Here is a 20,831-nt window from a genome sequence, read left to right as displayed (position 1 = left end):
GATTGCCGTTTTAAAATAACATCATTTTCTTTCACCACGCGCCTCCTAATTCTGTGTTCTTTCATTCATTTAATCTAATTATAATCTGATAACATTCTCTATCAAACAAAAGCATTCAGATATCCATTTTTTAATCTTATAATCACAGATAGTGTATCACATAAAATGAACTTTTTCAAACATTGTATTTATATACTCCTTATGAAAGGATACGAAACTCATAAGTATCCTATATAAAATTAACCAATGATCCATTTTTATGAATACATCATAATCTGTCATTTCCACTTTGGTTATATTTTAGATATTCTAATACAAAATATTGGGACATCTTGTGTAGAAAATTTCTTTTTTTCGTAAATATTACAGTTTCTATTTTATTAAAGTATTGTCTCAGCTAGACTTATTCCTGTTCTTACGATTTTTGCTATTTTCTTCGTTTTCCTTTCTGATAACTTGCTGAAAATCTTCTATTTATCTTACCAATATACAGTATATAGTTTTTTTGTTTTGATAAACTTTGATAGTTCAATGAAAACCCAATTTTACACTCTGACAAAACACTATATCTTGTGCTTTGTTTTTGAAACTGTAACTTTTTAGCACAAGATTTAGTTTAAAAAGTTTGACAAAGTTTTTTTTTCTGATATACTAAGAAAGTAATCTATTTTGAAAGAGGAGTTACGAAAATGGTAACCGTTTATTCTAAAAACAACTGTGTCCAATGTAAGATGACCAAGCGTTTCTTGGACAGCAACAATGTCGCTTATCGTGAGATCAATCTCGACGAGCAACCAGAGTACATCGATCAAGTTAAAGAGCTCGGTTTCAGCGCAGCTCCTGTTATCCAAACACCAACTGAAGTCTTTTCAGGCTTCCAACCAGGAAAACTAAAACAATTAGCATAATCTTAGTACATCATCCAGAAGAGATTGCTTCTAGGGCTAACTTAGAGGCCTTTCTTTTGTAATTAGATAAAGGAAATTTTATGGGATTAAAACATCTTGAGGACGTAACTTACTTCCGTCTCAATAACGAAATCAACCGTCCTGTCAATGGACAAATCATGCTTCATAAAGATAAGGAAGCCTTGGATGCCTTCTTTAAAGAAAATGTAGTTCCAAATACCATGGTTTTTGATTCAATTACTGATAAAATCAACTACCTTATTGAACATAACTACATCGAAACTGCATTTCTCAAGAAATACCGTCCAGAGTTTTTGGAAGAATTGCATCAATTTATCAAGGACCAAAACTTCCAATTCAAATCATTCATGGCTGCCTATAAGTTTTACAACCAGTATGCCTTGAAGACTAATGACGGTGAATATTACCTTGAAAGTATGGAAGACCGTGTCTTCTTTAACGCGCTTTATTTTGCTGACGGGGATGAAGCGATTGCGACTGATATTGCCAATGAAATCATCCACCAACGCTATCAACCAGCTACTCCTTCCTTCTTGAATGCTGGTCGTGCTCGTCGTGGAGAGTTGGTATCTTGTTTCTTGATTCAAGTAACTGATGACATGAACTCTATCGGACGTTCCATCAACTCAGCTCTCCAACTTTCACGTATCGGTGGTGGTGTGGGAATTTCCCTCAGCAACCTTCGTGAAGCTGGAGCTCCTATCAAAGGTTATGAAGGTGCTGCTTCTGGTGTCGTACCAGTTATGAAGCTTTTTGAAGACAGCTTCTCTTACTCAAACCAACTCGGGCAACGTCAAGGTGCTGGGGTTGTCTACCTCAACGTCTTTCACCCAGATATCATCGCTTTCCTTTCAACTAAGAAAGAAAATGCCGATGAAAAGGTTCGTGTAAAGACCCTTTCACTCGGTGTTGTAGTACCCGATAAATTCTACGAATTGGCCCGTAAAAATGAAGAAATGTACCTCTTCAGCCCGTACTCTGTAGAACTTGAGTATGGTGTGCCGTTCAACTACATCGATATCACAGAAAAATACGATGAATTAGTCGCAAATCCAAATATCCGCAAGACAAAAATAAAGGCGCGTGATTTGGAAACTGAAATCTCTAAATTGCAACAAGAATCTGGTTACCCTTATGTCGTCAACATTGATACAGCCAACCGTGCTAATCCTGTTGATGGAAAGATTATCATGAGTAACTTGTGTTCTGAGATCCTTCAAGTTCAAGAACCAAGCTTGATCAACGATGCTCAAGAATTCCTTCAAATGGGAACAGACGTATCATGTAACCTTGGTTCAACCAACGTGGTCAACATGATGACTTCACCTGACTTTGGTCGTTCTATTCGCGCTATGGTTCGTGCTTTGACTTTCGTTACGGATAGTTCGCACATCGTAGCTGTTCCTACTATCGACCACGGAAACAGTTTGGCTCACACCTTTGGTCTTGGTGCCATGGGACTTCACAGCTACCTTGCCCAACAACTGATCGAATATGGATCAGCTGAGTCAGTTGAATTTACAAGCATCTACTTTATGCTTATGAATTACTGGACCTTGGTAGAATCTAATAACATCGCGCGTGAACGTGGTATCACCTTCCACAACTTTGAAAAATCAGACTATGCTAACGGAAGCTACTTCGACAAGTACGTGACAGGCGAATTTGTTCCAAAATCAGACCGTGTTAAAGAACTCTTCAAAGATGTCTTTATTCCAAGTGCTGCTGATTGGGCTGAACTTCGCGAAAAGGTTCAAGCAGATGGTCTTTATCACCAAAACCGCCTTGCTGTAGCTCCAAATGGTTCTATCAGTTACATCAACGATGTTTCTGCATCTATCCACCCGATTACGCAACGCATTGAAGAACGCCAAGAGAAGAAAATCGGTAAAATCTACTATCCTGCTGCAGGTTTGTCAACAGATACTATCCCTTACTACACTTCTGCTTACGACATGGATATGCGTAAGGTGATTGATGTTTACGCTGCTGCGACTGAGCACGTGGACCAAGGGCTTTCACTCACCCTCTTCATGCGTAGCGACATTCCAAAAGGTCTTTACGAATGGAAGAAAGAAAACAAACAAACGACACGTGACCTATCTATCCTTCGTAACTATGCCTTTAACAAGGGTATCAAGTCTATCTACTACGTCCGTACCTTTACAGACGATGGTGGAGAAGTCGGTGCTAACCAATGTGAAAGCTGTGTGATTTAATTTTTGCTTGAGGAAACTACATTTTCTCAGATTAGTGATTCAATCACCGTGTTAGACTGGAATAAGCATCTATACTATGAAATAACAAAAAGTCGGGCTTCCGACTTTTTGTGCGATACTCCTCTAGAATTATGATAAAATAGAAATAATTGTGAGCTCGCAATATTAAACACAGAAAGAGATTTCAAATGGAAACTTACTACAAAGCCATTAACTGGAATGCCATCGAAGATGTCATCGACAAATCAACTTGGGAAAAGCTGACAGAGCAATTCTGGCTCGATACGCGTATCCCCTTGTCAAATGACCTAGACGACTGGAGAAAACTATCAAACAAAGAAAAAGACTTGGTTGGAAAAGTCTTTGGTGGTTTGACCCTTTTGGATACCATGCAATCTGAAACAGGAGTTCAAGCACTTCGCGCAGACATCCGTACACCACATGAGGAAGCTGTTTTCAACAACATCCAGTTTATGGAATCTGTCCACGCAAAATCTTACTCTTCTATCTTTTCAACCTTGAACACCAAGGCCGAAATCGAAGAAATCTTTGAATGGACCAACACTAACCCCTACCTACAAAGAAAAGCGGAAATTATCAATGAAATCTACCTCAATGGTAGCCCACTTGAAAAGAAAGTTGCCAGTGTTTTCCTTGAAACTTTCCTCTTCTACTCTGGTTTCTTTACACCGCTTTACTATCTTGGTAACAACAAACTAGCCAATGTTGCAGAAATCATCAAACTGATCATTCGTGATGAGTCTGTTCACGGAACTTATATTGGTTACAAATTCCAACTTGGTTTTAACGAATTGCCTGAAGAAGAGCAAGGAAAGCTCAAAGAATGGATGTACGATCTGCTCTACACTCTCTACGAGAACGAAGAGGGCTATACAGAAAGCCTCTATGACGGTGTTGGTTGGACTGAGGAAGTTAAAACCTTCCTTCGTTACAATGCTAATAAGGCTCTTATGAACCTAGGACAAGATCCACTCTTCCCTGATTCAGCTGATGATGTCAATCCAATCGTTATGAACGGTATTTCAACAGGAACTTCTAACCACGACTTCTTCTCTCAAGTCGGAAATGGTTACCTCCTTGGTGAAGTTGAAGCCATGCAAGACGAGGATTACAACTACGGTTTGGACTAATTTGACCAATCATTCAAAATATCATGGTTTGTTTAAAACAACCATGATATTTTTGTTTTTGTTTTATTTTGTTTTTTTCTATTTGATTGATTGAGCGTTTTATGGTAAGATAATAATAGTAGAAATCGAGGTGATAAGGATGCTAAAGCAAGAAAAACTAGATAGTATTCTAGAAGCAGTAAATACAAAAGGCACTATTACTGTAAAAGAGATTATGGAGAGTCTTGATGTGTCAGATATGACAGCTCGCCGCTATTTACAAGAACTAGCAGACAAGGATTTGCTGGTTCGTGTGCACGGTGGCGCTGAAAAACTTCGTACAGGTTCTCTCTTAAACAACGAACGCTCAAACGTCGAAAAACAAGGCTTGCAGATTGCTGAAAAACAAGAAATTAGCCGTTTTGCAGGGCATTTGATTGACGAAGGTGAAACTATTTTTATCGGGCCAGGAACAACCTTAGAATGTTTTGCTCGTGAGCTCCCAATTGATAATATTCGTGTTGTAACAAACAGTCTTCCAGTTTTTCTAATCCTAAACAAACGAAAACTAACAGATTTGATCTTGATTGGCGGAAATTATCGCTCCATCACTGGTGCTTTTGTAGGGACACTTACCTTACAGGATTTGACCAACCTTCAGTTTTCTAAAGCTTTTGTAAGTTGTAATGGTATTAAGGATAAGGCAATTGCTACTTTCAGTGAAGAAGAGGGTGAGGTACAACGAATCGCCTTGAACAATGCCAATAAAAAATACTTACTAGCAGACCACAGCAAGTTTAATAAGTTTGATTTTTACACTTTCTACAATATCTCAGAGATTGATACCATCGTTTCAGATTCCAAACTGAGTCAGGAAACATTTGAAGATTTGTCGAAACAAACAACCATTCTTTTATCAAAACCATAAAAATTCCCCTGCCTTTTGGCGGGGAATTTTTGTTGAATTTTATTCAATAAGTTGTGTCTCAGCTAGTTTCTTGTACCAGTGAGCTGATTTCTTAGGATAACGCTCCTGGGTTTCAAAATCAACATAGAAGAGACCGTAACGTTTTTCATAACCGTTTGACCATGAGAAGACATCCATCAATGACCAGATGAAGTATCCTTTTACATTAGCTCCATCTGCAATCGCATCAGACAAAACTTCCAAGTGTTGCTTCACGTAATCAATACGACCATCATCGTAAACAGTGTTATCAACAAACTCATCTTTATAGCCGAGACCATTTTCAGTAATGTAAATCTTCTTGTAGTTAGGATAATCTTTCTTCACACGCATGATTTGGTCATACAAACCTTGAGGGTAGATAATCCAATCCCAATCCGTACGTGGTACATAATCAGGAGCTACACGACGACCAACGCCTTTGATTTGGTATTTAGAGCTTCCTTTCTCACCCTTCCCATTGTGGATGATTTCAGTTTCTCCATCAAAGGCTTCCATCCAGTCACTCATATAGTAATTGATTCCAAGGAAATCATTCAAGTCTTTTGCAGCTTCTAATACTTCGAAATCTTCTTCACGAAGATCTAAGCTACCACCATTGGCAGCCAAGATAGCCTCTACCCCTGCCAGGGTCTTTTCAGAGTAGTGACCCAGATAAGTTGCATCCAAGATAAATTTATTATGGATAATGTCCTCCAACTCTGCCGCAATAACATCTGCAGGATTTTCAGGATCAAGTGGGTACTTGGTTGGGAGAGCGTGCACGACACCAATTTCCCCTTTATAGCCTTTCTCTTTGTACAATTTTACCGCGCGTGCATGAGACACCATCATATTGTGGTGCGATTGGAAAACTTTGGCAAGATCGTACTGGATACCTGGAGGGAATTTCCCAACCAAATACTGACCATCTCCTATCGGCCCAATTTCATTAAAGGTTGTCCAAAAGTTAACTTCAGGAAACTCTTCAAAACAGAAAGCCGCGTAGTCTACAAAGTGTTCAATGTTTTCACGGTTTAAGAAGTCTCCATTTGAATGTAGAGCTTCTGGCGTATCAAAGTGATGAAGAGTTACAAAGGGCTCAACATGACGTTTGTGGCACTCTGCAAATAGATTATGATAGAACTCAACCCCCTTGTCATTAACTTTCCCATAACCAGTTGGAAAGATACGTGACCAAGCGATTGAGATACGGATACCATTGACACCATACTCTTCTGCAAGTTTGAGGTCTACTGGGTATTTGTGATAGAAATCACTGGCTGGTTCAGCAGTGTACCAGTAGTTATCTTCAAGATATTTATCCCACGCTACTGGTCCTTTACCATCAGTATGTGTAGCACCTTCTGCTTGATAGGCAGCTGTTGCGCCACCGAAAATAAAGTCTTTTGGAAGTGTTTTTGTCATTTGATTCACCTTTCAAGAAATAGAAATGAGATGGGGATATAGTTGGGAGGAATTACTCCATCTCACTTCTTCGCTCTTTACCTTTTATTCTTCGAACTGCTCTTGAACAAAGGCAAGAGCGCCTTTTCCATCGCGAGTCAGTTTAATGTATTGGCCACCTTCTGTCTTGGCAAGTTTGATACCAAGTTTGTCAGTTTCGGCCTTCATGTCTTCAAAGTTTGAAGCAACTTGAGGAGCAAGGATAACCAGATCAAACTCAGGCAACATTTCACGGTGAGCACCATAGCCACCAGCTGCTGCTTTAACAGGAACCTTGTACTCCGCAGCTGCTTTGTTTAGAGCATTTGCAAGGAGACCACTTGTACCTCCGCCTGCACAGAGAACGAGAACATTGGTTTCTTCAGTAATTGTGTTTTGCGCTGCTTCTACACCAGCTTTTTCAAGAATCGCATCTGCTTTGGCAGTATTGAAGTTTGCTGCTACTTTTTCTTTCAATTCATCATTGGCTTTACCTGAACGCTCTTCTTCAAGAATTTGTTCATCATAAACCTTGAGGAATGGATAGTAAATGGCTACGTCTACAAGAATTAACAAAGCAGCAAGTACAAATGACAAGAATTGGAAGTTTGTACCGAGAACAATACCGAGAGGACCTGGTGTTGTCCAAGGAAGGTTGGCAGTAAATGAGTTCATGCCAAGCGTTTCAATAAAGAATTTAAAGATCCATACGTTAGCAATTGGCGCAAAGATAAATGGAATAAAGAAAATCGGGTTCAATACAAGCGGTGCACCAAACAAGATTGGTTCATTTACACCAAAGAAAGTTGGCACTACTGAAGCACGTCCGATTGCACGATTTCGTTTTGATTTAGTTAACCACATGAACATGAATGGAACAACCAGTGTTGCACCTGTACCACCCATGGTAACAATAAACATTTGTGTACCTGAAGTAAGGATCTTGTCTGCATGCATCCCTTGTTGGAGAAGGTTCAAGTTGACTTCGGCATTTGCATAGGTAATAGCTGCGATTGCTGGTTCAACGATAGATGGACCATGGATACCAACAAACCAGAAGAAGGCAAAGGCACCAAAGATAATCGTAATACCTAGATAACCATCAGCAGCAGAGAATAACGGTGCAAAGAATTTACCGATTGATTCAGCTACGCTTGCACCAACAAAATGACGAGCTAGTAAATCGAGAGCATAAAGAGAAACCACTGATAGAGTGAATGGAATCACATCTTTAAAGACTTGTGAGATATTTGGTGGAACTTCGTCAGGCATACGAATAGTGACGTTGTTCTTAACACAAACCTTATAGATGGTTACAGTAACAAAGGCAGCAAGGAATGCTGAAAGCAAACCTTTTGTTCCAAGGAAACCTGTCGCAAAGCCACCTTCAATCGGATCAGCTGCTAACATCAACAAACCAACAATCGCAGCTAAAAGTGTTGACATATAGTTGATTTGATTGGTTTTTTCCATGCTACGGTTTACTGAGTCGGTCAATGACTTAGCTGTTGTACCAGCTACCAAGAGAGCTAGAATCCCCATTGAATAGCTATAAGGTTTCATGAGGAGATTAACAACTTCATCAGACCATTTAAAGCCCCATGAGTTTGGTACAAAAGCAATCAAGATAAAGATACTTGAGAAGAGAATAACAGGCATCCCTGCAATGAAACCATCACGAATAGCACGAAGATAGATATTACGAGACAGTTTCTCAAAGAAAGGCTTTCCTTTCTCGATAAATGAAATTAGTTTGTTCATTACTTAACTCCTCTCTTATAGAGTTCGATTAAATGGTGCATCAAATCTTTTAACAAAATGGTAGTCATCAAGTGGTCTTGGCCATGCATCATGGTCACGCTATAAGCCAAATCCTCACCAGCTGCCTCCTTGGTCAATAGACTTGTTTGCGCGTGATGAGCCTCGGCGATACAGCCACCAGCTTCCTCAACTAAGCTATCCGCTTTTGCGAAATCACCAGCTTCAGCAGCCTTCAAGGCTTCCAATAGTTTTGAACGAGCATCGCCAGCATAGGCTACGATTTCAAAACCTAACAATGTTACTTCTTCTCTATTCATGATAGAATTCTCCTTATGTATTTTTAATTAAATTTTTATGACAATAAACGTTGGATATGTAGAACTAGATAAACTCGTTCACTTTTATACAAATCAAGACCCGTATATTGCGTAATCACATCATAGATCTTGGAACCAATCTCGAACGCTTTTGGATAGGATTGTTTAATATGATCTTCCATATCCAGAAGTGATTGGTTATCATCTCTAGATCTGTCTAAATAATCCAAGAAATAATTCAAATGAATCATAAAACGATCATAGAAATGATTATTCTCTTTGGTTCGTTGAATTGCATAACCCTTTAGCACTTCTTCAACATTCCTGAGAATTTCTTTCCTCTTATCAATCGACTCAACCACTTGAACTTCATTCTCCCCTTCGGCATTGATGAAATGATAAGCGATCCGAATAATTTCATCCTCAGGGAAATGATCTGTCAACTTCTGACGATAGATTTCAAAAGCTTCCTTTGCGATTTGAAAAGCGACAGGATACTTAGTGGAAATATCTGGCAGATTACTATCCTTGTACCTTCCTTGTGCTAGAGCTTGGTAAGAACAGTAAATATGATCTGTCAAGGTTACGTAGAGATACTCTTGAATCGGATAATGATATTTCTTTGATAGCTTATCAATGATTTCATAAGTCACTGTGATAAAATCCAGCGGAACATCTTTGAGGAGAGCCATAAAATTTTCTCTGGACTCTTCTGTCTTCATCCGAAAGATTTTCTCAACTTGATCTTCAGCAATCAAATCCCCCTTCTTTTTCCCAAATGCAATCCCTTTACCAATCACAATCACTTCTTCTCCTTTGTCATTTCTGACAAGTGAGACGTTGTGATTCATTGGGTTTAGAATTCGATACATGGCAACCTCCTTTTATCTCTTAAAGGTATATGAGTATAAAAAATGACCACAAATGAACTAGAAAATCCTTTGATTTCTAATCCATCTGTGATCATGCCTAATATTACTTAGTAACACTCACCTTGTATTAACTTGTGATTTAAGTATAGCACAAGTCAGTTTTTTTGTAAACCTTTACATGTAACTTTTTTTAAAATTTTTATTTAGATCAATGTTCCTAAGATTAGGGGGGGAAAACTTATACACGTTCAGTCCATGAAGTCGCTGTTGTTTGAAGAACCTTGTTGAGTTCGTCAATGTTTTCAAAACCAGTTGTGCGAAGCCATTCGCGAGCTGCTGCCTCACCGTCTTTGATGTAGGCTTCAACTGATCCAGCCCATGTTGCACGTCCACAAAGAACACCGTTGAAGTTTGCGCCTGATTCGTGGGCAAAGACAAGCGTTTCTTGGAAGAGTTTAGCTGATACACCCGCACTCAAGTAGATGTAAGGAAGATTTGTTGCTTCGTCTTGAGCTTTGAAGAAGGCTGCTGCTTCTTCGCGTGTATGAACGACTTCTCCATCACCAAAGCCTTCAACGTATTTCACATTGACTGGAACTTCCACTTTCAAAACATCGATGTTGAAGCGTGGGTCTGAGAAGACTTTCATAGCACCGATAACCTTGTGTGGCTTCACTTTTGCGTATTCTGCTGAACCTGCATCAGCAATCTTTTCATCGTAAGCCAAGATCTCAAGGAAGAAAGGAATGTCTTCTGCCACACACTCTGAACCGATGCGTTCGATATAGGCTTGTTTTTGTTGGTTGAGTTCATCAGAGCTGTCTACGTCATAGTAAAGCAAGAACTTGACAGCATCTGCACCTTGTTCTTTGATGCGTTTGGCAGACCAAACATCCAAGCAGTCAGGCAAGCGTTTAGTGCTAGTTGTGTCATAACCCGTTTTCTCATAAGCAAGGAGAAGACCAGCATTGGCATCAAGCGCTTTTGTAGCTGGAAGACCATACTCTGGGTCAAGAAGCATAGAGGATGCGTATTTAGTCAATTCATCTGCTACCAATACTTTGAGTTCTTCCATTTGATCCACTGTTGGCTCTTCTGTTTGGTATTGAGCCATGAGGCGTTTCAAAGCACCACGTTGGTCAAAGGCAAGAGCTGAGATAATGCCATTTTCATCTGAAAGTTTTTCTAAGCGCGCACGTTTTTGTTCTGTTAAAGCCATTTTATACCTCTTTTACTATTAATTGATCATATAAAGCTTGATAGTTGGCCATATTGACATGGCCTGTCATCTTTTCTTGAGCGTTAAGCATACCAAGGACATTTGCCTTGATGAGGAGTTCTGCATCCGATTCCTTATGAAGAAGACCTGATGAAATACCTGCAACAGTAGAATCTCCAGATCCGACAGGATTGACTACCTGAATTCTTGGAATATCTACTTTGTAGAAAGTGTCACCATGTTTTGCAAAAGCACCATTTGCACCAAGTGACACGATAATCCACTCAATCCCTGCAAATAAAGGCTCTTGAAGAACTTCTTTTAATTCATCCAAATCCTCAGAAACTTCTTTCCCAAGAAGCTGAGACAATTCTTCGTTATTTGGTTTAATAACTGTTGGTTTGTGTGGTGATTCAAGAATCGCCTGAAGTGCTGCACCTGAGCAATCTAGAACAACTGGTTTTCCTTTGCGATTAGCAAGTTCTACTAAGCTTGCATAGTAGTCAACTGGAAGACCTGCTGGCAGGCTACCAGAGATAGCAACTACTTCCACAGTGTCAAGGAGATTTTCGAAATGAGCCAAGAAATCTTGCCCTTCTTGTTCCAGAACTTCGGGACCTTTTTCAAGGATTTCTGTTTGGTTTTCACCGTGTAGAATAGCGATACAGTTACGAGTCTCTCCTTGAATGGAGAAGAAACGTTTCGTTACTTTATCATCGATATGCTCTACTAAAAACTCACCAAGTTTACCACCGACCAAACCGGTAGCAACAACAGAATCACCAAATTCTGAAAGCACTCGTGTAACATTGAGCCCTTTACCACCAGCTGTCTTGGTCACGTCCACCACACGGTTGACAGTGTCAATTTTTAATTCATCCAAAGGATAAGAAATATCAATGGATGGATTCATTGTGACTGTTAAAATCATGCGTCACCTCTTAGTCGTGGTATTCACCGCGATCCCATTTTTCAAGGAATTCTGTAAAGAAGTTTGCATCTGCTTGATGAGCATTGTGAGTTTCAACGTGCTCAATTTTCGCAATCAATTTTTTGTTTTCTTCTGATGGTTTGTATTCAGCATTGATGAAAGCTTCAATGATGTCGCACATGAGCAATTCACCAGTGATTTTACCACCAAAACCAATAACATTGGCGTTCAATTGTTCTTTTGCATAAAGAGCTGTTGTCATATCACGAACCAAGGCAGAACGAACTCCTGGAACTTTGTTGACAGCGTTGTTGATACCAACACCAGTACCACAGATACATACCCCAAGATCAGCTTGACCGCTAGTTACAGCTTCACCCACTTTTTTACCAAAGATTGGGTAGTGAGTACGTGTGTGGTCATAGGTACCAAAGTCGATGACTTCATATCCTTTTGATTTCAAAAATTCTGAAACCGCCATTTTTTCATCTGTTACGATGTGGTCACATCCAATTGCAATTCTCATTTTAACTTACCTTTCTTACTGTAATCTAATTAGCACATTTTGTTCAACATATCAACACGAATCTGGTGACGTCCACCGTCGTATTTACCATTAACAAAACCTTTAGCAATGTTTTTGGCCAATTCGTCACCAACAAGTTGTGCACCCATAGTGATCATACGTGAGTTGTTGTGTCCACGAGTCATATAAGCTGAACGTTCATCTGAAACTTCTGCAGCAACCATTCCTTTGATTTTAGTTGCGACCATGAATGGACCAGCCCCATAAGCATCAATCACGATACCAAGGTTTTGTTCTTCTTTGTTTACTTCTGCAGCAACAGCAAGAGTCACATCAACAAAGTCTTGACCTTCAGCTGTAACATCCACAACGTGGAAGTTTTCTTTTTCCAAGAAGTCTTTCACTACTTCTTTCAATCTCAAACCTGCAGCATCTGCACCGATAACAATAGACATATTGTATACTCCTTTTTATTTTTCTAGGCTAGTAAAGACTTTTATAGTTAGCAGTTTACCTACAAAAGACTTTCTAGCAGTTTATTGACAAATTGGATTGAATGAGATGAATATCACCTTATCCAAGTCCAGGAAATCAAGTTCCTAGAAAGAAACTTTCTCTGCGACAGAGAATATAACAAGTGATTATTTGTTTGTTACAAACATCATTTGTTGTTTACAAACATAATATACTCCTATTTATAGAAAAAGTCAACAGTAAATGTTTGTTTTTGTGGTTTTTTATCTAAAATATTTCAATATCAAAGCCAATCTGATCTACTTGACCAGCTTCCAAGAGACGAACATTCTTCTTATCTTCTAGATGATCTCCTTCTTCAAGTGAAGTTGATAAGCCAGACCATGGTTCAAAGGCAATGAAAGGTCCCTTATTCAAAGTTGACCAAATGATGAGATTTGAGAACTCTTGGAAGTGTACTTTTAATCCCTTCTCATGCTTACGAGAACGAAGCGCAATTGTTCTGGATTGCAACTCATCCAAAGTCACTGCATCTGTGCTAAACAAATCATAGCTAAGGTCTAATTCTTTTTGCCCATCCAACCATAAACTTCTATCTTGGAAGTCTAACATTCCTGTTTCTGGGAAAGGACGGGGAACAGAGCAAGTCTCTTCTTTCTCAAACTCTAAATAGTAATCTTCATAAGTTTCGCCATCTAGTAGAGGGCAATTAAAGCCTGGATGTCCACCAATAAAGTATGGCAGGACCTTGCTGGTTTCTTTATTGAAAATCTTGTATTGAGTACGAACTGTCTTGCCAGTAACCTTATAAGTGATTTCAAGGCGGAAATGATAAGGATAGTTTTGATAAGTATTCTCATCATCTTCGATAGCAAAGGTTACGCTGTTTTCTGTTTGATCAACCAACTCAAATTCTTTTTTACGGACCAAACCATGGCGAGGAATGTTTCCTTTCGTCTCTGTTCCATCTGCATGACTGTAGAAGGCTGTATCTTCTCTTAAAGAGCCACAGATTGGAAAAAGTACTGGCGCTTGTCCACTCCAGTAAGTGGCATCTCCTTGCCACAAATACTCAATGCCTTCTCGGTCCTTGATTGACGACAAGGCGCCACCTAAGATTTTAAACTGGACCGTTAACTGGTCTGATTTGATTTCAATTACCATAATATTCTCCAACTATTTTTAGATTTTTATATAAAAAACTAGGTTGCCACTCCCAATGTAGGAAATTAACAACCTAGTTTTCACAATTTACATTTTATAGGAGCGAATTATTTAGCATTTGCTGCGTATTCTTCGTTACGTTTGATCATTTGTTTTCTATACCAAGCAAAGATACCTACATAGAATACAAGGAAGGCTGCTGCACCAAGGATTGCTTTGATATCACCTGTTGTAGCATTACCGATTGCCCAACCAAATAGTTTTTCAATTGGTCCTTCAAGAGTTGAGTGAGTAATCAATTGAGCACTATCTACACCTTTAGGAAAGGCACCTACACCTTTAGCAAGTTCTGTTGCAAATGGTGCGATAAGAGTACCAGAAAGAAGGAAGAGAGGCAACAAGAGTGTTCCGAAGATAATCATACGGAGCAATTTACCACGTGTAACAACCAAGAGAGCTGGGGTCACACCCATAGCGATGATACCTGCAAGAGGCAAGATACCATTACCGACGTTTGAAAGAAGAACAGCTTCTACTAGCATGATTGGAGCAAGTACGTTAGCACAAGCCCAGATTTCAGCACGACCAGCGATGAAAGGCCAGTCAAGACCGATGTTGAATTTACGTCCTTGAAGACGTTTAGTAGCAACGTTTGTAATACCTTGTGAAAGTGGTTCTACGGCTGCGATGAACCAAGATCCGATAAGTGAGAAGAGTTCCAAAGCTACACCGGCTGTTAAACCAAGAGACAACCAACCTTTAATAACTTCTTGCCAGTTTGCAGCATCTTTAAGTCCTTCAACAGGTTGTGGAGTCCCCATAAAACCAATAACAATACCAAGGATGAAACCGATAAAGAATTTAGATCCCCAGAAACCGATTTTTTTGTTCAATTTAGCAGCATCAAAGTCATATTTATCAAGACCTGGGAAGAATTTTTCAAAAATCTTATCCAAAACCATGATAACTGGGTTCATCATGTAGTTCATGTGTGTTGAAGTCATTGGTGATGAACTTGGTGCATTAAGAAGATCGTCGAATGTTGGTTTCATCAGGTCAGAGTTGATGATCTTCAAAATACCTACAAGGACAACTGCTGCAGTTGCGATGAAGAGTGAAACTCCTTGGCTAACTCCATTGTTATCTGCGTACCATTTAATCAAAAGACCAGTTATTGACAAGTGCCAGATATCGAAGATATCGACGTCAAGTGTATCCGTTTTCTTCATTGCAAGCATCACAACGTTGACAATCAACATTACTAGCAAGAAGTAAAGTGTCCAAGCAGAGCCCCAAGTGATGGTAGCAAGTGGTGCCCAACCAACGTCAGTGATGTTCAAATGGATACCAGTGTTTTCAACGAATTTTTTAAGTGATTCTGAGAAAGCTCCATTGAGCATACCGATGATAGCACCGATACCAGTAAGAGCGATGGCAAGTTTAATACCACCTTCAAGCGCTTTGGAGAATTTCACTCCAAAAAGTAGAGCCAATACTGTCAAAATGATCAGCATGATAATTGGTCCACCCATATCCAAGATAGGTTTGAACAGCTTATTGGCTAGTTCGATAATGACATCCATAATAGTTCCTCCCGTTTTTTTAGTTATATGAATGTTAACAAGATAAAGAATAAATTAGCTTAGTCCGTGTTCTTTGATAGCTGCTTCAATATTGTCAAATACTGGAGCGCTCATCGCTGGAATACGGAACAAGATTGGGCCAGCTTCAATTACTGGAATACCTGGTTCAAAACCAAGGTCAGTTGCAGCGATTGGTGTAAAGATATCGTAGCCCTTGATAAGGTCTTCGTTTACATCTTTCACCATGACTGCATCACAGTGAACATCATAACCACGGTTTGAAAGTTCTTCTTCTAGAGCACTTTTAATTTGGTGACTTGAGTTAACACCTGCACCGCAGGCAGCAAGAATTTTAATCATTTGGATTTCCTCCGATTTTATATTTTAATAGACAAGATTAAGCGGTTGCTTCAGCAATGTAAGCATAAAGTTTTTCTGGTTCGGAAATTTTTGATAGATCTTCCAGATGTCCATTTCCTGTGAAAAAGTCCATCAACTGAGCCAGAATATTTGTTTGACTTGAACTTGAGTTGTTAATGATAAAGAAGAGTAGGGATACTTCTACTTCCTTATCAGGAGCTATCATATTGTGAAAAGTTACTGGTTTTTCTAATCGAACAACCACTACTTTCTCAGCTAGATTATGAACAATATCTGTATGAGGAATCGCTACATTTGGCAAGTCCTTTCCTAGAAATTCCATATCTAAACCAGTTGGAAATGACTTTTCACGCGTGATCAAGGCTTCACGATAAGTTGGAGTGACAATTTCTCGTTCTTCCAACAAGCTTGCTACCTGATCAAAGAGTTGTTCTTGATTATTCGCTTCTAAGCAAAACACTAGGTTTTTGTCAAAGAAATGATCTAATCCCATAACATTTTCCCTTCTTTCAATTATCTTTTATGCTATAAGTATAACACTATATGAAATCGTTGTCAATAATTTTTGTTTTATTTTGTTCTTTTTTTTGTAATTTTTGTTTCATTTAAAGAATACAATCAATATCAAACATTCTTGTTGTAAAATCCACAAAAAAAGAAGGCCCAAGCCTTCTTCTCTTTCCTTACTCAATAGTAGATAAAATCTCTTCTAACTTATGGTAGTCCTTTACACTATCAATTTCATAGATGCTATTTCCTTCTAATTCTTCGACATAGACATCTAATTCTTTGATATTATCCTTAACCATGTTGTCCCAGTAGAGATCAACAAATTCACCACTTTCGTAAGCTTTGTCAATAAAGCCAACAATCTTCTCAGCAGTTGGTGCATCCCAGAATGAAACTCCGCTCAGAATGCGACCAGCCTTGCTGTCAACAATAATGTCTTGAACCTTGTAGTCATCACCGTAAACCAAGAACCACTCGTTCGTACAGTCTTCACGATAAACGCTAAAATAGGTAGAACGTTTAAGATCGTTTCGAAACATATTTTTGAAAAGATAGTTATCTGCATCGATGACGTAGCTGTTAGCCAAATCTTCTTTTACTAGATAAAGTGAGTAAAAGTTATTGTAATCAGCATACTTGTCGTTAAAGACTAAACGGACACCATATTTTTCTTTTAGGTAGTCAAATTGTTCTTTGAGGTAACCGACAACGATGATAATCTCATCAATTCCTCTCTCTTTCAAAAACTCAATTTGGTATTCTACCAAGGGTTTTTGATTAACCTTAACCAAAGCTTTTGGTGTATTTTCAGTCATAGGGCGTAGACGAGTTCCTAAGCCCGCTGCTAAAATAATCGCTTTCACACGAATCTCCTTTATTCTTTAATAATAATATAAACACCAGCCATAACAATAAGTGAAGTGATGATTGTCAGCATATCTAGCGGTGCACCCAAGAAAACAACTGCAAATAAGACAGTCCAAACTACATAGCTCACATTCAAACCTGTCGCTTTCGCAGGTTGCAAACGATTAATGGCGATATAATAAGCTAAGTAGGAAATCATGTTAAAGGCTGCAAAGACAAGCAAGAGGCCTAGTAACTGCCCATCTGCCACTTCTGCAAATGAATGGTGTGAAAAGAGCACAATCACAAGATAGGACAAGAATGAGGTTACTTGTCGGATTAACAAGGCTTCAATTTCACTTAAATCACTTTCCATAGCATAGGAGCTGAGAACACTTTCGCTCCCCCAGGCAATGGCACAGATAAGGGCACAAAGAATCCCAATGTAAAACGAGTTAACTTGTTCAACCTTATAGGTTTGAGCAATGATAGCTGCAATAATCAAGAAAACACCAAATACTGTATTCTTTGAAACCTTGTGTTTCAAAATGAAGAAGGCTAGAAAAACTGAAACTGCTGGATAGATAGCTGATACAGATGAAGCTAGTGAACTACCGATATATTTAACCGCATAAAGATTGGCCTGCATACCAATTGGTCCTGCTAGTAAAGCTCCGATTATAACACTCACATTTCGAATATTTAAGAAAATAGAGAGGCGAACTTTTCCTTCTTTTACCAAAAGAAAAGCTAACAAGATAAAGATACTCAAGAAATCATGAGCAGCAGCCACCACAAAAGGTGAGAGATTTGTAAAAATTGAAAAGATATAAGCACTAATCGTTAGACCTAATCCCCAGAAGATACCAGAGAGCAGACCAAAAGAAACACCATTTTTATTCTTCATCCTAACCTCCATAATAAGTCAAACCCTCGACAGCTCTTTGGTAACGGTTGATACCGTAATCTCCAAAATCAGCTCCTTGAGCTTCTTTGTACACTGTCCACAAACTCCAGATAGTATCTTGCAAGATTTTATAGATACGAATCTTCTCACGTGATACAGGCGTTTTGTCACTTTCATAGTAGGAAAGGAAAGCATCTTCCTCTTGCTTTGTAAATTCAGACTCTAAGAAAAGTGCTGCCAAATCCCACATTGGATCATTCATGGAAGAGTATTCCCAGTCAATCAAATACAAGCGACCTTGAGGTGACTCGATGAAGTTTTCTGGAACCAAATCGATGTGACAGGACTTTCTATCAACACCCAAATCAGCCAATCTCTTTTCTAGTGAAAATACATCTTTTCTTACAGCTTCATAGTTTTCATAAGGGATAGCTCCCTCAATCAAGGATTCATATTTGCTGATTTCCTCAAAAGGAGCAAACTCTCCTCTTAATTCTTTCCCTGAAGCATGGATGGTTTGTAAAATTGGTGCAATCTTTTCAAACTTGGACTTGATTGATGTTGAATCAAGAGTTACTGCTGATTCGATGTATTCATTTACTTTAATCCCTGACTCAATATCAAAGAGGTAATTTTTGACATCTAAATCTAAATCCTCTAAAAGTTCAAGATTGTACTTTTCATTTTGACGATTGATGAGTTTTTCAGTCCCTTTACCAAAAAATTTCACAATATACTGTTTGTTGGTTGTTTTAACCAAATAGTTTTGGTTGGTCATGCCTCCCAACTGTTCAACACTGAGTACTTCCTCTTCATCAGATAGTAAAGAAGAAATTTTTTCTTTGATGAGTTTCTCCACAATTAACCTCCATCTTCTACACTTCCCACTTAAATACTGTTTTGAAAGCAGTATTAAGGTCTGTAGCAAAGACACGGTGAATGTCCTTGATTTCTCTCACTGGTTCTTCAACATAAAGGATATTCTTCAGACGATTTGCAAACTTTTTAACTTCCATCATTTGAATGGCCTTCTCAAAATCGACGCGTCCTGAGCGAGATGATCCTACTAATAACAATCCTTTTTCCAAAGCATCTCGTGTATTGATATTAACCTTGTATTCACTCACTCCCATCATGAGAATCGTTCCCTGTGGACGAATATAGCGAATCAGGTCATTGATAGCTGGTCCTGTACCATCACCACCGCAACACTCAAATCCATGATCAAAGGTCAAATCCTCTGGGATATTATCAGTAATATAGCACTCTTTTGCAAAAGAGAAGAGTTCCAGTTTTTCCCAATGGCGTCCAATCACGATAATCTCTGCTTCTGGCAAGGTATAATTGATAATATTTGCAACCACAAAGGCCAAACTACCATCTCCGATAACAGCGATGCGCTCTCTCTTGCTATGAGCAAGATTTAAGAAACGATCCATGGCATGCATACCAACACTCACAAACTCAGTAATGGCTGCAACTGTGTCCTCAATGTCATTATAAGACACAACACGATCTTTTGGAAGAGAGACAAATTCTCTCATAAAGCCATCATAACCACTTGATAGGAAGTAGGTTCCGGTCATGTAGTTCTCGTAGAACTCCTTGTCACTCTGCATAGGCGGTTGATTGGGAATCATAACTACCTTTTGACCGACTTCATAAGTCCCAGTCGGATCTGAAATAACAGTTCCACAAGACTCATGAATCATGGCCATAGGAAGTTTATTAGCCAATATCTTTGGATCACGCTTCCCTTGATAGTAACGTTGATCCGCATGACAAACCGCCATATAATTTGGACGAATCAGGATATGATTCTCCTGATCAATATCCTCTTCTTGATATTTTACATTGATAAACTTTGGTTTGGTCAGTTGATAAATTTGATTAATCATAGCCTTAGTCTTTCTCAATCATGCTTTTCGCGATTTTCAAGTCTGTCACCGTTGTGATTTTAAGGTTTGAATATTCCCCTTTAGCTAGAGCAACATCCTTTCCTTTGATAACAAAAATTTTACATGCATCCGTCAGGATTTCCTTTTCTTGATCAGATAGGGAACCATACAAATCCATGAAATCCTTGCAACGGAATGTCTGAGGTGTTTGACCTTGATAGAGGTGAGCACGATTTGGAATATCCGTGATAAACTGACCATTTGTACTTTCAACAATGGTATCAACCGCTTCTACTACTGTGTCAACCGCATCATGATCTTGAGCAAGTTTGATATTGTCCTGAATCATGCGAAGTGTGATAAAAGGACGAACAGAGTCGTGGGTAACCACGATATCTTCTAGAGTGATTGGACGATAGGCATTAATGGCTTCTATAATCTTCTCGATACTGGTATTGCGATCAGCCCCACCTTTGGTAATGATGATGCGATCCTTGTGGAGAGAAAGATACTTGTCAACTAGGTCCTCAGCGTGTGACACCCAGTCTCCATGAACTCCAACTACAATTTTTTCAATACTTGGTTCTAAGACGAATTTTTCAATTGTGTGGATCAAAATAGGTCGATCACCCAACTCCAAGAATTGTTTTGGTAAATTACTGATTCCCATGCGTGTGCCAGTTCCTCCGGCTAGGATTCCTGCATAGATCATTTATATTCTCCTTTAGTTTATTCTAAAAAACTCATTACTATCTATTATATCACAATCTGC

The 20,831-nt window shown here is 38.9% G+C and carries 21 protein-coding genes; 4 read left to right on the top strand and 17 right to left on the bottom strand.

Annotated features, from left to right (window positions below; all coding sequences use genetic code 11):
• Positions 1 to 689: 689 nt before the first annotated feature.
• From nrdH to GMD6S_RS05780, 4 genes are all read left to right on the top strand, one after another.
• Entirely contained in the window at positions 690 to 908 is a 219-nt protein-coding gene (nrdH, locus tag GMD6S_RS05795) for a glutaredoxin-like protein NrdH (protein WP_000259240.1), read from the top strand.
• A gap of 80 nt (positions 909 to 988) precedes the next feature.
• Entirely contained in the window at positions 989 to 3,148 is a 2,160-nt protein-coding gene (gene nrdE, locus GMD6S_RS05790) for a class 1b ribonucleoside-diphosphate reductase subunit alpha (RefSeq protein ID WP_000523273.1), read from the top strand.
• A gap of 188 nt (positions 3,149 to 3,336) precedes the next feature.
• A complete protein-coding gene (gene nrdF, locus GMD6S_RS05785; RefSeq protein ID WP_000451373.1) occupies positions 3,337 to 4,299 on the top strand; it encodes a class 1b ribonucleoside-diphosphate reductase subunit beta in 963 nt (320 codons plus the stop codon).
• Between the two features lie 139 nt (positions 4,300 to 4,438).
• Positions 4,439 to 5,206: a DeoR/GlpR family DNA-binding transcription regulator gene (locus GMD6S_RS05780; protein ID WP_000917587.1), complete on the top strand. Its 768-nt coding sequence runs from the start codon at positions 4,439 to 4,441 to the stop codon at positions 5,204 to 5,206.
• A 39-nt stretch (positions 5,207 to 5,245) separates the two neighbouring features.
• Here GMD6S_RS05780 and lacG read toward each other — a convergent pair whose 3' ends face one another.
• The 17 genes from lacG to GMD6S_RS05695 form a co-directional block, all read right to left on the bottom strand.
• Positions 5,246 to 6,652 (bottom strand): 6-phospho-beta-galactosidase, encoded by a 1,407-nt coding sequence (gene lacG / locus GMD6S_RS05775; RefSeq protein WP_000169240.1) that lies wholly within the window; start codon positions 6,650 to 6,652, stop codon positions 5,246 to 5,248.
• Between the two features lie 84 nt (positions 6,653 to 6,736).
• Positions 6,737 to 8,431 carry a lactose-specific PTS transporter subunit EIIC gene (locus GMD6S_RS05770; protein ID WP_001037492.1) on the bottom strand — a complete coding sequence of 565 codons (1,695 nt, stop codon included), beginning with the start codon at positions 8,429 to 8,431 and terminating at the stop codon, positions 6,737 to 6,739.
• Positions 8,431 to 8,748 (bottom strand): PTS lactose/cellobiose transporter subunit IIA, encoded by a 318-nt coding sequence (locus GMD6S_RS05765; protein WP_001078319.1) that lies wholly within the window; start codon positions 8,746 to 8,748, stop codon positions 8,431 to 8,433. The genes GMD6S_RS05770 and GMD6S_RS05765 overlap by 1 nt, the downstream gene beginning before the upstream one ends.
• Positions 8,749 to 8,783: 35 nt before the next feature.
• On the bottom strand, positions 8,784 to 9,620 hold the full coding sequence (locus GMD6S_RS05760; protein ID WP_000285700.1) for a PRD domain-containing protein: 837 nt from the start codon (positions 9,618 to 9,620) through the stop codon (positions 8,784 to 8,786).
• Positions 9,621 to 9,858: 238 nt separating this feature from the next.
• Positions 9,859 to 10,839, bottom strand: a complete 981-nt coding sequence (gene lacD, locus GMD6S_RS05755; RefSeq protein WP_001229132.1) for a tagatose-bisphosphate aldolase — start codon at positions 10,837 to 10,839, stop codon at positions 9,859 to 9,861.
• Between the two features lies 1 nt (position 10,840).
• Entirely contained in the window at positions 10,841 to 11,770 is a 930-nt protein-coding gene (locus GMD6S_RS05750) for a tagatose-6-phosphate kinase (protein WP_000604304.1), read from the bottom strand.
• Between the two features lie 10 nt (positions 11,771 to 11,780).
• Positions 11,781 to 12,296, bottom strand: coding sequence for a galactose-6-phosphate isomerase subunit LacB (lacB, locus tag GMD6S_RS05745; protein ID WP_001216921.1), 516 nt, complete (start codon positions 12,294 to 12,296; stop codon positions 11,781 to 11,783).
• 29 nt (positions 12,297 to 12,325) lie between these two features.
• Positions 12,326 to 12,751 carry a galactose-6-phosphate isomerase subunit LacA gene (gene lacA, locus GMD6S_RS05740; protein WP_000029277.1) on the bottom strand — a complete coding sequence of 142 codons (426 nt, stop codon included), beginning with the start codon at positions 12,749 to 12,751 and terminating at the stop codon, positions 12,326 to 12,328.
• Positions 12,752 to 13,037: 286 nt separating this feature from the next.
• Positions 13,038 to 13,934: an aldose 1-epimerase family protein gene (locus GMD6S_RS12215; RefSeq protein WP_000234150.1), complete on the bottom strand. Its 897-nt coding sequence runs from the start codon at positions 13,932 to 13,934 to the stop codon at positions 13,038 to 13,040.
• A 107-nt stretch (positions 13,935 to 14,041) separates the two neighbouring features.
• On the bottom strand, positions 14,042 to 15,517 hold the full coding sequence (locus GMD6S_RS05730; protein WP_000382518.1) for a PTS galactitol transporter subunit IIC: 1,476 nt from the start codon (positions 15,515 to 15,517) through the stop codon (positions 14,042 to 14,044).
• A 54-nt stretch (positions 15,518 to 15,571) separates the two neighbouring features.
• Positions 15,572 to 15,877, bottom strand: a complete 306-nt coding sequence (locus tag GMD6S_RS05725; RefSeq protein ID WP_000590551.1) for a PTS sugar transporter subunit IIB — start codon at positions 15,875 to 15,877, stop codon at positions 15,572 to 15,574.
• A 37-nt stretch (positions 15,878 to 15,914) separates the two neighbouring features.
• Entirely contained in the window at positions 15,915 to 16,391 is a 477-nt protein-coding gene (locus tag GMD6S_RS05720) for a PTS sugar transporter subunit IIA (RefSeq protein ID WP_000521987.1), read from the bottom strand.
• A gap of 190 nt (positions 16,392 to 16,581) precedes the next feature.
• Positions 16,582 to 17,271, bottom strand: a complete 690-nt coding sequence (locus tag GMD6S_RS05715; protein ID WP_000643950.1) for a sugar phosphate nucleotidyltransferase — start codon at positions 17,269 to 17,271, stop codon at positions 16,582 to 16,584.
• A gap of 11 nt (positions 17,272 to 17,282) precedes the next feature.
• Entirely contained in the window at positions 17,283 to 18,161 is an 879-nt protein-coding gene (locus GMD6S_RS05710; RefSeq protein ID WP_000791836.1) for a DMT family transporter, read from the bottom strand.
• A gap of 1 nt (position 18,162) precedes the next feature.
• Positions 18,163 to 19,020 carry a phosphotransferase family protein gene (locus GMD6S_RS05705; RefSeq protein WP_000413082.1) on the bottom strand — a complete coding sequence of 286 codons (858 nt, stop codon included), beginning with the start codon at positions 19,018 to 19,020 and terminating at the stop codon, positions 18,163 to 18,165.
• 16 nt (positions 19,021 to 19,036) lie between these two features.
• Positions 19,037 to 20,059 (bottom strand): ribitol-5-phosphate dehydrogenase, encoded by a 1,023-nt coding sequence (locus GMD6S_RS05700; RefSeq protein ID WP_000609907.1) that lies wholly within the window; start codon positions 20,057 to 20,059, stop codon positions 19,037 to 19,039.
• 4 nt (positions 20,060 to 20,063) lie between these two features.
• The gene (locus tag GMD6S_RS05695) at positions 20,064 to 20,771 is read right to left on the bottom strand and encodes an IspD/TarI family cytidylyltransferase (protein ID WP_000638515.1); all 708 of its coding nucleotides are present in this window, start codon (positions 20,769 to 20,771) and stop codon (positions 20,064 to 20,066) included.
• Between the last annotated feature and the right edge of the window lie 60 nt (positions 20,772 to 20,831).

This window comes from Streptococcus sp. GMD6S (assembly GCF_000297015.1).
The sequence above is the reverse complement of the archived record's forward strand: the minus strand, read 5'-3'. Positions and strand labels throughout refer to the sequence as shown.